Here is a 13,815-nt window from a genome sequence, read left to right on the forward strand (position 1 = left end):
AAATCCTCAAAAATGTAGGAATTTTCCCAATCCTGCCGGACTGTCATTTGAAGATCAGCGAGGGTTACGGCTAAAGATACGAATCACTTCATCCAGATGCTCGGCCATGGCCTGACGTGCAGCATCCGGGTCGTGCTGCTCCAGCGCTTGCAGCACACGGCGGTGCTCATTTTCCGAACGATGAATCATATCGTCCGGGGTGTAGTGGCTTTGCAAACGCTGAAACATGCTGCCGTAACGATGGCCAAGCAGATGCTGGATCATCAGGGCATAGGCCGGGTTGTCCGAAGCCTGGGCAATACGGATATGAAACAGGCGGTCGCCGGGGTGAGTATGGGAACCGTCGCGGTTGTCCTGCACGTTACGCTCGAAAGCTTCGCGAATGCCCGTCAACTCTTCATCGCTGGCATTGACCGCCGCCAGTGCCGCCGCTTCCGGCTCGATCAGGCGTCGGGCCTGAAGCAAGGCAAAGGGCGGGATTTCGGCATTGAAGTCGATTTCCAGGTTCAGCTCCGGGTCCAGCTCCTTCCACTGATTGCGCGTGGCCTGGGCCATTACCGGCTCATTAGACACGGCTTGCACCGGTGGCTCACACACCAGCACGCCGTTACCGACGCGCACATCGACCAGGCCTATGACTTCCAGGGCAATCATCGCTTCGCGCACCGAAGCGCGACTGACGCCGAGCAACTTGGCCAGTTCGCGCTCGGCGGGCAAGCGACTACCCGGCGGAAATTCACCACTGTCGATCAAGGCGCGCAGCTGGTCGGCGATCTGCCGATAAAGTCTTTGGTTATCAATAACTTGAAATGGCATTGTGAAATCAGCTCTGGCGTGAACAGCAATCTACTAGCGTTTTAAGGAAAAAAAGACGCTTGTTGAAGCTTGAGGTGCATGCTACAAAAGGCCCAATGGCCTGACCATTGGACGGATAACGTAAAGCGATCATAGCAAACCTTATCCCGTTACTTGTGTCGTTTTGCCATTTGCTACGCCTGCAATGGCCTGACCATTGGGCCTCTTGCTACAAAAACAAAAATAAACAACATCACTATGGAGCCTCCATGGATCTTTCCGGCAAACGCGTGCTGATCACTGCGGCCGCCCAGGGTATTGGCCAGGCCAGTGTCCAGGCCTACCTTGCGGCCGGCGCCGAAGTCTTCGCCGCCGACATCAATGCCGCCGCCCTCGAGTCCCTCGACGGCGCACACAAACTGCTTCTGGATGTCACTGATGCCGCTGCCATCGAGCGCCTGGCCAACGAGCTGGGCCCGCTGGACGTGCTGTTCAACTGCGCAGGCGTGGTGCACAGCGGCAATATCCTGGAGTGCAGTGAGCAAGACTTCAGCTTCGCCCTGGACCTTAACGTAACGGCTATGTACCGCATGATCCGCGCCTTCTTGCCGGGCATGCTGAGTCACGGTGGCGGTTCGATCATCAATATGGCGTCGGTGGCCTCCAGTGTAAAAGGCGTGCCCAACCGCTTTGCCTATTGCGCCAGCAAGGGCGCGGTGATTGGCCTGACCCGTTCCGTGGCGGCGGATTTTGTCAGCCAGAATATCCGCTGCAACGCCATCTGCCCCGGCACTGTCGACTCCCCTTCCCTGCGTCAACGCATCCGCGAACAAGCCGAGCGCGAAGGCCGCAGTGTGGATGAGGTGTATGCCGCCTTTGCCGCGCGCCAGCCCATGGGCCGTATCGGCACCGCTGAGGAAATCGCCCAGTTGGCGCTGTACCTGGGTTCGAGTGCCAGCGGCTTTACCACCGGTACCGCACAAATCATTGACGGCGGCTGGAGCAACTGACGCCAGCGCTTTTGACTTTGATCTTGATCTTGTGGGAGCGGGCTTGCTCGCGATACAGGCAATCAGGTTTGCCTGACACACCGCAGTGATGCCATCGCGAGCAAGCCCGCTCCCACAGGATTTCCAACAGGTATTTACCAAGGAATTTTTATGAAACTGCTGCGCTACGGTGAAAAAGGCCAGGAACGCCCTGCCCTGCTCGATAACAACGGCCAAATGCGTGACTTGTCCGCTGTGGTCACGGATATCGCTGGCGATACGCTCAGCCCGCAAGGCATCGCCCGCCTGCAAGATATCGATCCCGCCACCCTGCCCCTCGTTGCAGGCTCACCCCGCATCGGCGCCTGTGTCGGCCAGGTCGGCAAATTTATCTGCATCGGCCTCAACTACGCCGACCACGCCGCCGAAACCGGCGCCGCGATCCCCGCCGAGCCCGTGGTATTCAGCAAATGGACCAGCGCCATTGTCGGCCCCAACGACAATGTCGAGATCCCGCGCAATTCGCGCAAAACCGACTGGGAAGTCGAGCTGGGCGTGGTCATAGGCAAAGGCGGGCGCTATATCAGCGAAAGCGACGCCCTGGAGCATGTGGCCGGTTACTGCGTGATCAACGACGTGTCCGAGCGCGAGTTCCAGCTGGAACTGGGCGGCACCTGGGACAAGGGTAAAGGCTGCGACACCTTCGGCCCGCTCGGCCCCTGGCTGGTCACCCGCGACGAAATCGCCGACCCGCATCAGCTCGACCTGTGGCTGGAAGTGGACGGCCATCGCTACCAGAACGGCAATACCCGCACGATGATTTTCCAGATCCCGAAAATCATCAGCTACCTCAGCCAATTCATGAGCCTGCAACCGGGTGACGTGATTTCCACCGGCACCCCGCCGGGCGTTGGCCTCGGTATCAAGCCAGAACCCGTATACCTGCGCGCCGGCCAGACCATGCGCCTGGGCATCAGCGGCCTGGGTGAACAACAGCAACGCACCGTAAATGCCGACTGACAGGGAGCTGCACCATGACCACGATTACCGCCGTACGGGTTGAAGACATCCGCTTCCCCACCTCGCAATCCCTCGATGGCTCGGACGCGATGAACCCGGACCCTGATTACTCAGCGGCCTATGTCATCCTCGAAACCGACACCCCCAACCTGGAAGGGCACGGCCTGACCTTTACCATCGGCCGTGGCAATGAAATCTGCTGCGCTTCGATCAAGGCCCTGTCCAGCCTGCTGGTGGGTTTGAAACTGGAATGGATCGCCGAAGACATGGGCCGTTTCTGGCGCCATGTCACCAGCGACAGCCAACTGCGCTGGATCGGCCCGGACAAGGGCGCCATCCACCTGGCCACCGGCGCCGTGGTCAACGCCGCCTGGGACCTGTGGGCCAAGGCCGAAGGCAAACCGGTATGGCGCCTGGTGGCCGATATGAGCCCCGAGCAACTGGTGCGCTGCATTGATTTCCGCTATATCACCGACTGCATCACTCCGGCCGAAGCCCTGACCCTGCTGCGTGAACGCGCCCAGGGCAAGGCCGAACGCCTGGCCTTGCTCGAAGCCGATGGCTACCCCTGCTACACCACCTCGGCCGGGTGGCTGGGCTATGCCGACGACAAGCTGCGCCGCCTGTGCCAGGAAGCGGTGGATGCAGGCTTCTCCCATATCAAATTGAAAGTCGGCCACGACCTGCAAGACGATATCCGCCGCGTGCGCATCGCCCGCGAAGTGATAGGCCCGGAGCGCAAGCTGATGATCGACGCCAACCAGGTGTGGGAAGTCAACGCCGCCATCGACTGGGTGCGTGAACTGTCGTTTGCCAAGCCGTGGTTTATCGAAGAACCCACCAGCCCGGACGATGTGGAAGGCCATCGCAAAATCCGCCTCGGTGTTGCCCCGGTCAAGGTCGCGACCGGCGAGATGTGCCAGAACCGTATCGTGTTCAAGCAACTGATCATGCGCGAAGCCATCGACGTGGTGCAGATCGACGCCTGCCGCCTCGGCGGGGTCAATGAGGTACTGGCGGTGATGCTGATGGCCGCCAAGTACAACTTGCCGGTGTGCCCGCATGCAGGGGGCGTTGGCTTGTGCGAATACGTACAACACCTGTCGATGATCGACTACCTGTGTATCGCCGGCACCCATGACGGCCGGGTGGTGGAATTTGTCGACCATCTGCACGAGCACTTCGAAGACCCCTGCGTGATTCGTAATGCGGCCTATATGCCACCGCAGGCACCGGGCTTCTCGATCCAGATGAAAGCCGCATCCCGCGAACAGTACCGGTATCGGGGCTGAATCATGGCTGCCACCCACCCGCTGCGACTGGATGCCCACCAGCATTTCTGGCGCTATGACGCCGCGGCTTACCCCTGGATAGGCCGCGACATGGGCAGTTTGCGCCGCGACTTTCAGCCCGACGATCTGCGCCCGCTGCTGGATGCAGCTGGTTTTGACGGCTGCATTGCCGTACAGGCTCGTGCCTGTACCAGTGAAACCGATCAGTTGCTGAATCTGGCGCAACGCTACCCGTGGATTCGCGCCGTGGTGGGTTGGCTAGACCTGTGCGCCAGCGACCTTGAACAGTCGCTGGAACGCTGGGCGCAGAACCCGGTTTTGCGTGGCTTTCGTCACCAGTTGCAGGACGAAAGTTCGCCCGCTGACTTTATGCAAAACCCGGCATTTAACCGGGGGTTGAACAGCCTGCAACGTCAGGGCCTGGTCTACGAAGTGCTGGTCAAGGCCAGGGACCTTGGCGCTGTCACCCAGCTATGCCAGCAACATGACCAGCATCATCTGGTGCTCGATCATCTGGGCAAGCCCGATGTGCAGGCCAACGATTTAAAGGCCTGGACCCGACAACTCGCAGCGCTGGCCGCCCTGCCCCATGTCAGCTGCAAGCTGTCGGGGCTGATCACCGAGGCCCATTGGCAGGACTGGCACAGCGCGCAACTGACGCCCTATCTGCACACCGCGCTGGAGCTGTTTGGCCCCGAGCGCCTGATGTTCGGTTCCGACTGGCCGGTATGCCTGCTGGCCAGCGACTACCAGGCCACCTGCAGCCTGGTCGGCAGCGTGTCGCAACACGCGGCCGTCTGGGGGGGCACGGCGTGCCGCGTCTATAACATTGAGGGAGTGAGGCAATGAATCTGTACCTGCAAGACAAGGTCTTTATCGTCACCGGCGGCGGCTCGGGGATTGGCGCGGCCATCTCTTTGGGCCTGGCCGACGAAGGCGCGATCCCGGTGATTTTCGGCCATAGCCCGCTGTCCGATGAACTGGCGCGGCAACTGGACCAGCGCGGCACGCAGAGCCTGTTTGTGCAAGTTGAACTACGCGACGAAGACGCCTGCCGCGCCGCCGTCGCCAGCGTGTTGCAACGCTTTGACCGGATTGACGGGCTGGTCAACAACGCCGGGGCCAACGATGGCGTCGGGCTTGAAGCCGGGCGCTCGGCCTTTGTCGAATCGCTGGAAAAAAACCTGATCCATTACTACCTGATGACTCACCTGTGCGTGGATGCGCTCAAAGCTACTCGCGGCTCCATCGTCAATATCAGCTCCAAGACCGCCCTTACCGGGCAAGGCGGCACCAGCGGCTACACCGCCGCCAAGGGCGCGCAATTGTCGCTGACCCGGGAATGGGCGACCTCGTTATTGAAGGACGGCATTCGGGTTAATGCGGTGATTCCAGCCGAAGTCATGACCCCATTGTACGAACGCTGGATCGACAGCTTTGCCGACCCGCAAGCCAAGTTGGCGAGCATCGTGGCAAAGATCCCCTTTGGTCAGCGCATGACCACACCTTCAGAAATCGCCGACAGCGTGTTGTTTCTGCTGTCGTCGCGCTCCTCCCATACCACCGGGCAATGGCTGGTGGTGGATGGCGGCTACACCCATCTGGACCGGGCGCTGACATGAGCCGCCAGTGCCTGGCGCTGGACCTGAAGGACGACCCGGTGCTGATTGCCGAGTACGAGCGCTTGCACCAGCAGATATGGCCGCAGATCAGCGCTCATCTACGCCAGCACGGGGTGGAGGATATGCAGATATGGCGCCTGGGCACACGGCTATTTATGGTCATGGACACCGCCCCCGAGTTCAGCGCCGAGGGCTTTGCGCAAGCGGGCGCCAGCGATCCTCGGGTACAGGAATGGGAGACGCTGATGTGGCGCTTCCAGCAGCCTACGCCGTGGACAAAGCCCGGCGAAAAATGGGCAGCGATGACACAGATTTTCAGCCTGCAGCATGCACCTTGACCCTGTGGGAGCGGGCTTGCTCGCGATGCAGGCGACACGGTCTGCCTGACACACCGCAGTGATGCCATCGCGGGCAAGCCCGCTCCCACATAAGCCCGATCCCACAATAAGCCAGTGCTCACAATTAGCCAGTGCTCACAATAAACCAGTTCCCATATAAGCCAGTTACCACAGTAGATCCACGCAAGCCGCAACACCGCACCAACAACAATAAAAAGGAGATGCGTCATGTCACTCAAGCACTCGAACGTCGCAGAGCCGTCCTTTACCCGGGCGGTTACGTCCTACCGCTGGGCACTGATCCTGGTGACCTGCCTGTTCTTTCTCTGGGGTCTGTCCTATGGCTTGCTCGATGTTCTGAACAAGCATTTTCAGGAAACCCTGCACGTCAGCAAGGCGCAATCTGGCCTGCTGCAAAGCGCCTACTTTGGCGCCTACTTCCTCATCGCCCTGCCCGCCGGCCTGCTGATGGACAAGTACGGCTATAAGGCTGGCATCCTCCTGGGCCTGTGCCTCTACGCCACCGGCGCCCTGCTGTTTATGCCCGCCGCTGCCGCGCAGAGCTTTCAGTTTTTCCTGTTTGCCCTGTTTGTCATCGCCTGCGGCCTGGGCTGCCTGGAAACCGCGGCCAACCCCTATGCCACCGTATTGGGTGAACCCGCCGGTGCCGAGCGACGCCTCAACCTGGCGCAGTCATTCAATGGCCTGGGGCAGTTTTTCGGCCCCCTGATTGGCGGCGCATTGTTCTTCAGCGGCGCCAACAGCACCGACACCACCCAATCGCTGCAAATGACCTATCTGGTCATTGCCGTGCTGGTGTTGCTGGTCGCCATCCTGATCGCCCGCACCCCGCTGCCCGACCTGCGTGAGCAGGAAGTCCAGGCGCAACAACACGATCACAAAATCCTGTGGCAGCACCGCGAGTTTGTCACCGGGGTAATCACCCAGTTTTTCTATGTCGGTGCACAGGTGGGCGTGGGCGCGTTTTTTATCAACTACGTCACCGAACACTGGGCGCAAATGAGCAGCCAGCAAGCTGCGTATCTGCTCTCGGTGGCGATGCTCAGCTTTATGTTTGGCCGCTTTTTCAGCACCTGGCTGATGGGCCGGGTCAATGCCCAGCGCCTGCTGCTGATCTACGCGCTGATCAACGTGGCGCTATGTGCCGTGGTAGTGCTGGGTGTTGAAGGCCTGTCGGTGATGGCACTGGTGGCGACGTTCTTCTTTATGTCGATCATGTTCCCCACCCTGTTTGCCATGGGCGTGAAAAACCTCGGCCCGCATACCAAGCGTGGCAGCTCGTTCATGATCATGGCCATTGTCGGCGGCGCGCTGCTGCCCTACGTCATGGGCCTGGTGGCCGACCACTCCTCCACTGCCGTGGCCTACCTGTTGCCGATGGGCTGTTTTGTCATCGTCGCGGCCTATGCGCGGGCGGCCCTGAAAAAAAACTGACCGCTGTACTCCATAAAAAAAACAAACGGAGCACCCCATGTCCAACCCTGTATTGCAACAGGCGCTCAGCAAGATCCGCTGGCGCATCCTGCCCTTTGTCGCCCTGATGTTCGCCATGGCGATTATCGACCGTTCCAATATCGGCTTTGCCAAACACGCCCTCCAGGCGGACACCGGCCTGAGCAATGCAGCGTTTGCATTGGGTGCGGGGATTTTCTTTATCGGCTATGCGGTCTTTGAAGTACCCAGCAACCTGATGTTGCACAAGATCGGCGCGCGCATCTGGCTAAGCCGGATCATGGTCACCTGGGGCCTGGTGTCGGCGGCGATGATGTTTGCCCACGACGAAACCAGCTTTTATATCCTGCGTTTTCTGCTGGGTGTCGCCGAAGCCGGACTGTCGCCAGGCGTGGTGCTGTACCTGACCTACTGGTTCCCGCAGAACCAGCGCGGCTCGGCCTATGGCATCTACTACTTCGGCGTGCCGGTGTCGTTGATGGTCGGTGGCCCGGTATCGGGCTGGCTGCTGGAAAGCGCACAGTTTGGCCTCACTGGCTGGCAATGGATGTTTGTCACCGAAGGTTTGGCGGCGTCGATCATCGGCGTCTTTGCCTTCTTCTACCTGACCGACAAACCCCGCGATGCCAAATGGCTAAGCACTGAAGAAAAGGCCGCGATCGAGCATGAACTGGACAAAGAGCAACAGCTCAAGGCCAACAAGGGCCCGTCGTCATGGCGCGCAGCCATGTTCAACCCGGTGGTGCTGTACTTCACCCTGATCTACTTCACCATTCAGGTCAGCGTGTATGGCGTGCTGTTCTACCTGCCGACGCGAATTGCTGAACTGCTGGGCACCGGGATTGGCTTGAAGGTGGGCGCACTGACCTCCATCCCGTGGATCGCCACCGTGATCATGCTGTATCTGGTGACCCGCCATGCCGACCGCAAAGGCCAGCAAACCCGTTATGCCGCACTGATGCTGGCATTGGCGGCGGTGGGGATGGTGGGTTCGACGTTAAGTGGCAGCCTGCCGCTGGTGATTCTGGCGTTCTGCGTTGCGGCAGCCGGGTTTATCACCGTGCAACCGTTGTTCTGGACATTGCCTACGCGGTTTTTGAGTGGTGCGGCGGCGGCCAGCGGGATTGCGGTCATTGGCGCGCTGGGTAATCTCGGGGGCTTCCTGGCACCAACGGTGAAAACCTGGGCCGAGGGGTACTTCAATAACCCCCATGCAGGCATGTACTTTCTGGCCGGGATGGCCTTGCTGGGGGCGTTGATGCTGGTGCGTTCGGCCAGGGTTGGGCGAGAGCCGGGCAAGCAGGTTAAAGGGGTGGGGGTGGCCGGTTCACAGGGTTAGATCTATGGGCACAAAATCCCTTAATGCCTGTTGGCTAAGTGGAGAAACTTAACCCCTGTGGGAGCGGGCTTGCTCGCGATTGGAGCGATGCGGTTTGACTGTTTAACCGCGTCGCCTGCATCGCGAGCAAGCCCGCTCCCACAGGTTTTGCAGTGCACGCAAAATCAGTTGCCTTGCACAGATATCCTCTGGCTTATCCGCGATGGCCCCACTGCCAATCGTACAAGGTACGCCGTAGCGCAGGCTGGTTTAATAGGGAGCCACCGTTATCACCGTGGAGCCGGAGAACGGGCCAGGGGCGACAGCACCCAGGGTTTTCAAAGTTGACGTGACATCGAGTGAGGGCCCCTGAACATTGATGCCACCGGTAGCATCCTTACCGTTAATTGTGATATCTGAGTAAAGACTATTATCATCTCTGAGCTTGACACCATAAACGTTTGTACGGGTTGCCGTGACCTTAGCACCGATAGAGCCGCCGCATTGAAAAAACAGCTGAGTTGAAGCCTTGGCGCCATCGAGTTTATTCTCGGATAGCGTCTTGTGGTCGATAGTCGTATACCCGGTAATATTACATTTTTCCGGAGGCGGTTTTATCGGGGCACAAGAAGTAAGAGGACCCGATATATAGCCAGTACTATTCTCAGATATAACTTCAATAAAAACACACGTAGGTACTAAATTACCATAACCTATTAGAATCAATGATGTTTTAAATGGCATAATATAAGCACCTTTATTATTCAACTTAAAAAGGAGCTGACCAAGCTCTATCGAACCTTCGACATCCGAAGTATTTAAATCCACTGCATTATAGGCCGAGCTCTGCAACCCACCTTCAAAAGCCACAATAACCGCAACACGACAATACGAGCGTTTATGACCACAATAGATCGTTACTTCTTTATCTTGAGTAGTCCAATTAGATACTGAATAGAAGTACCTTACACCGTTGCCACCCTCATGTTGACTCGACGTCACGATCAGGTTAGGCATTGCCTGCACCTGGGTTAAGACTCCAAGCGCAGCCACTAACATTAAAAACCATTTCACTACAAACTCCTTACTTCGCTGTGTTTGAAACCGGGTTCGTCTAACGGTTTGTCTCTGCTGTTACCGGATTAATAGGGTTCCACAGATACTACCGTGGAACCGGAAAAACGGACCTAAAGCGACAGCCCCGTGGTTTTTAATGCTGAAAGGATAGTAAGTGGTGTGCTAACATTGTCTATAATAGACACATTGATACCGCTGATGGCATTCTGACCGTTTATCGTGACCTCGGAGTAAAGGCTGCCATCACTTCTGAGCCTGACCCCATTGAAGTTGGTTCGCGAAGCCTTAACGAGAACTTTAGGTTCGCCCGTACATTTAAGAGAAATACGAGCCGAAGACCAAGCACCATTGAGAGCATTGTCGGACAGCATTCTATGGTCGATGTTTGTATTCCCGCTCAGCTCACATACTGCAGGAAGCTTGGACATATCATAGAAATTACTATACCTTCCTTTTGCCACACCATCACTAATGGCAAATGCCAGACATGCATTCGAGAGATCCATATTCGATACAATGGTAACCGAATCCTTGTAAGGCATTAGATAAAAACCGGCTTTATCATACAATGCAAGCACCTCCTCCATCGTCATATACCATGTAGCCATCACATTAATCTGTTGATCACGAGAACAATACAAAGCCACTCCATTACGGATAAGAGCCAGCTATACCTTACACCTCGCCAAACTCAAGACATACCCACAGTCACTTAGCTCCGTAACCTTGACAGACCCGTTGGTCAGTGTGAAGAAAATCACTTTATACCCTTGCTGGATTTGAATCATCCGTCACCGCAATGATCGGAAATTCATGCACTTGCGTTGCAAAACCCAGCATCACCAGCACACACATGAATAATAATCACATTAAAAATCAACCCCCTTAAACATTCGCACGCAACAACAGCAAGCACCTGCACATAGAATGCGCGCCAAGAAGCACTTTACCGCACTGTTACTCAACCAATCACTCATAGCCCAGCATAAAATTAAGCGTTGCATAAAACGAACCCACCCCTATAGCTTTATCCGCCAGGGCTGCGGTCTCGCCTTGAAGATAAGCATTGAAATTAATCTCATTACTACCTTTGATAAAGGTTCCCATGTCGTGGGTCTTATTTAATACCAACGGTTTACCATCCACTGTTTCCAATCCAACCAACAACCCCTGAACATCGGCGCTTTGCAGTACCAGCAAGCCTGGCGGGTCGATGCTTTCAGCGCCATTGCCACTGAAGGTGATATTGACCGCGCTTTTACCGGTACCCAACTGGCAATTTTGCAGGCGCAAGGTGATGGGCTGCCCACGGGTGCGACCATTGAGGTAAAGGTCCTTGTTGATAACGCTCTTGAAGTCCAGTTCGATCTGCTCATCTTCAGCAGCTAGCACACAGGGCTCGTTCACCAGGCTGCCGGAAAAATACAGGTTGTCCTCCTCTGCAGCTGCCGCGGGCAACCACAGGCTGACGATGAACCAGAGGCCCAGGTTGATGTTCCGCTTGTGCATAAATGCTCCTAGTAGAACTCGGCCAGCAACAGCGCCGAAGCCGTAAAGCCGATACCGGGCAATTCACCGCCGGCACGCTTGACCGGCACGGCTTCGAGCAATGGCACGGCTGTCGGGGTGATTTGGACGAGTCGGGGTTGTTCGGGAGCGAGCGCGGTGCCATCAAACATGACCTTGATGCCAAGATCCGGCACAGAAGTCTCAAGGGCCTTGTTGGGTTCGAAACCGGCCGGGTTGCCCTTGAGGGTCAGGCGCATGCGCCAGGTGGTGTTGGTATTGGCACCCGGGCAGTTGATCTGGTACGGAATTGCCCGGCGGTATTGCTCACCATCGATCCGGTTGACGTTGATGTTGCCAAAGCGCACATCCATACGCCCACCCTTGTCACTGACCGTACAGGTCGGCCGCGCCAGCAGGGTGCCGCCGAACTGCATGTTGTCAGCCATGCAAATCACTGACAGTGCAGACGCCAACAGCACTGTCAAAACCCGGTACAAGGCGCTCATCGATAGTCCACCATCAGCGTTGCGCTGGCCGAGAAAGTTCCATTCTTGATCTCGCTGTTCTGGGCTCTCTTGGTCAACACAGCTTGCAGCACCGGTCGTTTACTGGCGTCGAAGTTGCTCCAGGTATTGATCGCAAACGGGGCACCGTCTTTTTTCAGGGCGATACCCAGCTCGGTATTGCCAGGCACTGCCAATAAACTGGACAGAAACCCGGCCGGGTTGCCTTTGACCTGCATGCGAACTTCGTTGCGTACTGCGCGGGAGCAATCCAGGGAATAAGGGATGGGGATGGTCTTGTAGCTGCCGTCGATATCATCGACTTGCACATCACCAAAAGATGCGCTGATCAGTCTGTCGCCGTTGATCACGCAGGGAGGGCTCGCCAGAACAGTGCCGCTGATTGTCACAGTGACTTCGGGCGCAGCATTCACTGATGAAACACAACCCAGCGCCATCACCATAAGTGCAGCTCGCAAGCCCACCATTATGCAGTCCTCAGTCATAAGCCAGGTTCACATTGAGACTGGCGCGAAAGGCTCCCGGACGCAGGGGTGCGGCCGTACGTTCAGGACGGATGTAATAAGTCAGCTGGCTGTCACCCGGAGTCACAAACCACACGGGTGCGGTCTGGCCCAGATGCAGGTTGCGCCCCTGCACATCCTGCACCCGAAGGCCCAGGCCACCGGCGCCGACGACCTTGACCAGCTCCGGGGTATCGGGGTCGGCCACGGCGCTGAAGGTCAGCGTGGCCACAGGTTCGCTGGCACTCCACAGCAGGGTGCCAAGCCGCTCATCGCGGCGCCCGCCCTCGCTGCGCACACAGCCCTGCAGTTTCAGTTGCAGGGTCACCGGCCTGCCCTGCTCGCCAATCTGCGCCAGGCCTGCAGTGCTCATATCACCCAGGTCGAGGATCTGGTGGGCAGAACTGCTGTCCAGATAGCAAGCGCTTTCAAGCAAGCTGCCAATCACCTGGAACTCGGCCGTCTGCACATCATGGTCAGCGGCCAGAGACAGGGTTGAAACACTTGCGCAGCAAAGCAGGGCCGCCAGGCGGCCGCAGGTTCCAGGCATCATGATTTCGACTCACTTGAACAGGTCATGGCTCATAATTCAGCGTTTATCGCTGACGGGGCTGGCGCTGCAGCTTCCAGCGACACAGCTGAACTGCAATTGCGGACGGCCGCCGTAGTCATTGACATAGGTCAGCACCGGTTTGTCGCCCAGAGCTTTGGTGCTCAAGCCCAGATCCTGCTGGGTCTTGGGCGGTATCATCAGCGGCTTGAAGTCTGCCGGGCTGGCAGCCTTGAGGCCGGGCGCAGCTTCGATAACGGTGATAAAGAAAGGCGTCGGGTTGTTGATCTGGTAGCTGTCACCCTTGCGGATCAGGGTCAGTTGCTCTTGCCACGGTGCTTCGCTCAGGCCCTTTTTCGCGGCAAGCGCCGCCGGGCGATAGAACAGCTTTACCCGGGTCTGCAAGGCAATTTGCAAGGTGTTCGCCTTGTCGCTGCGCGGCGGAATTTCGCGCAGATTGAAGTAAAAAATCGATTCTCGATCCTGGGCCAGCAGGTTCAGTTCAGGCAGGCCCTGGATCTTTATCTGGCTGCTGGCTCCGGGCTCCAGGCGCTGCACGGGGGGCAACACAACCATGGGACTGGTGATTTTTTCGCCCTGTTCGTTTTCGATCCAGCCCTGGGCCAGGTATGGCAACTGCGCGTTCTGGTTGCTGATGCTCAGGCTGACTGATTTTTCGCCACCGATAAAAATCACACGGGTGCGGTCCAGCGATACGGCTGCCTGGGCGCTGTGTGCAGCGCACGCGCCCAGCAAAGCGAGTGTCATAAGGGTGTTGCGCTTGAAAAAGTTCATGGTGTACGGA

Annotated in this window: 16 protein-coding genes; 8 read left to right on the forward strand and 8 right to left on the reverse strand. The window is 57.6% G+C overall.

Annotation, left to right across the window (positions count from 1 at the left end):
- Window positions 1-54: 54 nt before the first annotated feature.
- A complete protein-coding gene (locus tag ACZRMH_RS16095) occupies window positions 55-816 on the reverse strand; it encodes a FadR/GntR family transcriptional regulator (RefSeq protein ID WP_464014251.1) in 762 nt (253 codons plus the stop codon).
- Window positions 817-1,064: 248 nt separating this feature from the next.
- On the opposite strand from ACZRMH_RS16095, the gene ACZRMH_RS16100 reads away from it, so the two are divergent.
- From ACZRMH_RS16100 to ACZRMH_RS16135, 8 genes are all read left to right on the forward strand, one after another.
- Window positions 1,065-1,805, forward strand: a complete 741-nt coding sequence (locus tag ACZRMH_RS16100; RefSeq protein ID WP_464014252.1) for an SDR family oxidoreductase — start codon at window positions 1,065-1,067, stop codon at window positions 1,803-1,805.
- Window positions 1,806-1,955: 150 nt separating this feature from the next.
- On the forward strand, window positions 1,956-2,804 hold the full coding sequence (locus ACZRMH_RS16105; RefSeq protein ID WP_464014253.1) for an ureidoglycolate lyase: 849 nt from the start codon (window positions 1,956-1,958) through the stop codon (window positions 2,802-2,804).
- Between the two features lie 14 nt (window positions 2,805-2,818).
- The gene (locus tag ACZRMH_RS16110) at window positions 2,819-4,096 is read left to right on the forward strand and encodes an L-fuconate dehydratase (protein ID WP_464014254.1); all 1,278 of its coding nucleotides are present in this window, start codon (window positions 2,819-2,821) and stop codon (window positions 4,094-4,096) included.
- A gap of 3 nt (window positions 4,097-4,099) precedes the next feature.
- A complete protein-coding gene (locus ACZRMH_RS16115; protein ID WP_464014255.1) occupies window positions 4,100-4,945 on the forward strand; it encodes an amidohydrolase family protein in 846 nt (281 codons plus the stop codon).
- Window positions 4,942-5,718: an L-fucose dehydrogenase gene (locus ACZRMH_RS16120; protein ID WP_464014256.1), complete on the forward strand. Its 777-nt coding sequence runs from the start codon at window positions 4,942-4,944 to the stop codon at window positions 5,716-5,718. Before ACZRMH_RS16115 ends, ACZRMH_RS16120 begins: the two co-directional genes overlap by 4 nt.
- Window positions 5,715-6,056: an L-rhamnose mutarotase gene (locus ACZRMH_RS16125; RefSeq protein ID WP_464014257.1), complete on the forward strand. Its 342-nt coding sequence runs from the start codon at window positions 5,715-5,717 to the stop codon at window positions 6,054-6,056. Before ACZRMH_RS16120 ends, ACZRMH_RS16125 begins: the two co-directional genes overlap by 4 nt.
- 228 nt (window positions 6,057-6,284) lie before the next feature.
- Window positions 6,285-7,511, forward strand: a complete 1,227-nt coding sequence (gene fucP, locus ACZRMH_RS16130; protein WP_464014258.1) for an L-fucose:H+ symporter permease — start codon at window positions 6,285-6,287, stop codon at window positions 7,509-7,511.
- Window positions 7,512-7,548: 37 nt separating this feature from the next.
- The gene (locus ACZRMH_RS16135; RefSeq protein ID WP_464014259.1) at window positions 7,549-8,868 is read left to right on the forward strand and encodes an MFS transporter; all 1,320 of its coding nucleotides are present in this window, start codon (window positions 7,549-7,551) and stop codon (window positions 8,866-8,868) included.
- A gap of 249 nt (window positions 8,869-9,117) precedes the next feature.
- Here ACZRMH_RS16135 and ACZRMH_RS16140 read toward each other — a convergent pair whose 3' ends face one another.
- The 7 genes from ACZRMH_RS16140 to ACZRMH_RS16170 all read right to left on the reverse strand — a co-directional run bounded on the left by ACZRMH_RS16140 (window position 9,118) and on the right by ACZRMH_RS16170 (window position 13,805).
- On the reverse strand, window positions 9,118-9,921 hold the full coding sequence (locus tag ACZRMH_RS16140) for an MrpH family fimbial adhesin (RefSeq protein WP_464014260.1): 804 nt from the start codon (window positions 9,919-9,921) through the stop codon (window positions 9,118-9,120).
- A 113-nt stretch (window positions 9,922-10,034) separates the two neighbouring features.
- The gene (locus tag ACZRMH_RS16145) at window positions 10,035-10,532 is read right to left on the reverse strand and encodes an MrpH family fimbial adhesin (protein ID WP_464014261.1); all 498 of its coding nucleotides are present in this window, start codon (window positions 10,530-10,532) and stop codon (window positions 10,035-10,037) included.
- Window positions 10,533-10,893: 361 nt separating this feature from the next.
- Window positions 10,894-11,433, reverse strand: a complete 540-nt coding sequence (locus ACZRMH_RS16150) for a fimbrial protein (RefSeq protein ID WP_464014262.1) — start codon at window positions 11,431-11,433, stop codon at window positions 10,894-10,896.
- 8 nt (window positions 11,434-11,441) lie between these two features.
- Window positions 11,442-11,939: a fimbrial protein gene (locus ACZRMH_RS16155; protein WP_464014263.1), complete on the reverse strand. Its 498-nt coding sequence runs from the start codon at window positions 11,937-11,939 to the stop codon at window positions 11,442-11,444.
- Complete coding sequence (locus ACZRMH_RS16160) at window positions 11,936-12,424, reverse strand: fimbrial protein (protein WP_464014264.1); 489 nt, start codon at window positions 12,422-12,424, stop codon at window positions 11,936-11,938. The genes ACZRMH_RS16155 and ACZRMH_RS16160 overlap by 4 nt, the downstream gene beginning before the upstream one ends.
- A gap of 10 nt (window positions 12,425-12,434) precedes the next feature.
- Window positions 12,435-13,013, reverse strand: a complete 579-nt coding sequence (locus ACZRMH_RS16165; protein WP_464014265.1) for a fimbrial protein — start codon at window positions 13,011-13,013, stop codon at window positions 12,435-12,437.
- Window positions 13,014-13,049: 36 nt separating this feature from the next.
- Window positions 13,050-13,805 (reverse strand): fimbria/pilus periplasmic chaperone, encoded by a 756-nt coding sequence (locus ACZRMH_RS16170; RefSeq protein ID WP_464014266.1) that lies wholly within the window; start codon window positions 13,803-13,805, stop codon window positions 13,050-13,052.
- Window positions 13,806-13,815 lie beyond the last annotated feature (10 nt).

This window comes from Pseudomonas sp. B414 (assembly GCF_055408445.1).

Excerpts from the sequence above, each read along its gene's own strand:
- ACZRMH_RS16095 (WP_464014251.1), bottom strand. The coding sequence starts at position 816 with ATGCCATTTCAAGTTATTGATAACCAAAGACTTTATCGGCAGATCGCC.
- ACZRMH_RS16100 (WP_464014252.1), top strand. The coding sequence starts at position 1,065 with ATGGATCTTTCCGGCAAACGCGTGCTGATCACTGCGGCCGCCCAGGGT.
- ACZRMH_RS16105 (WP_464014253.1), top strand. The coding sequence starts at position 1,956 with ATGAAACTGCTGCGCTACGGTGAAAAAGGCCAGGAACGCCCTGCCCTG.
- ACZRMH_RS16110 (WP_464014254.1), top strand. The coding sequence starts at position 2,819 with ATGACCACGATTACCGCCGTACGGGTTGAAGACATCCGCTTCCCCACC.
- ACZRMH_RS16115 (WP_464014255.1), top strand. The coding sequence starts at position 4,100 with ATGGCTGCCACCCACCCGCTGCGACTGGATGCCCACCAGCATTTCTGG.
- ACZRMH_RS16120 (WP_464014256.1), top strand. The coding sequence starts at position 4,942 with ATGAATCTGTACCTGCAAGACAAGGTCTTTATCGTCACCGGCGGCGGC.
- ACZRMH_RS16125 (WP_464014257.1), top strand. The coding sequence starts at position 5,715 with ATGAGCCGCCAGTGCCTGGCGCTGGACCTGAAGGACGACCCGGTGCTG.
- fucP (WP_464014258.1), top strand. The coding sequence starts at position 6,285 with ATGTCACTCAAGCACTCGAACGTCGCAGAGCCGTCCTTTACCCGGGCG.
- ACZRMH_RS16135 (WP_464014259.1), top strand. The coding sequence starts at position 7,549 with ATGTCCAACCCTGTATTGCAACAGGCGCTCAGCAAGATCCGCTGGCGC.
- ACZRMH_RS16145 (WP_464014261.1), bottom strand. The coding sequence starts at position 10,532 with ATGGCTACATGGTATATGACGATGGAGGAGGTGCTTGCATTGTATGAT.
- ACZRMH_RS16150 (WP_464014262.1), bottom strand. The coding sequence starts at position 11,433 with ATGCACAAGCGGAACATCAACCTGGGCCTCTGGTTCATCGTCAGCCTG.
- ACZRMH_RS16155 (WP_464014263.1), bottom strand. The coding sequence starts at position 11,939 with ATGAGCGCCTTGTACCGGGTTTTGACAGTGCTGTTGGCGTCTGCACTG.
- ACZRMH_RS16160 (WP_464014264.1), bottom strand. The coding sequence starts at position 12,424 with ATGGTGGGCTTGCGAGCTGCACTTATGGTGATGGCGCTGGGTTGTGTT.
- ACZRMH_RS16165 (WP_464014265.1), bottom strand. The coding sequence starts at position 13,013 with ATGATGCCTGGAACCTGCGGCCGCCTGGCGGCCCTGCTTTGCTGCGCA.
- ACZRMH_RS16170 (WP_464014266.1), bottom strand. The coding sequence starts at position 13,805 with ATGAACTTTTTCAAGCGCAACACCCTTATGACACTCGCTTTGCTGGGC.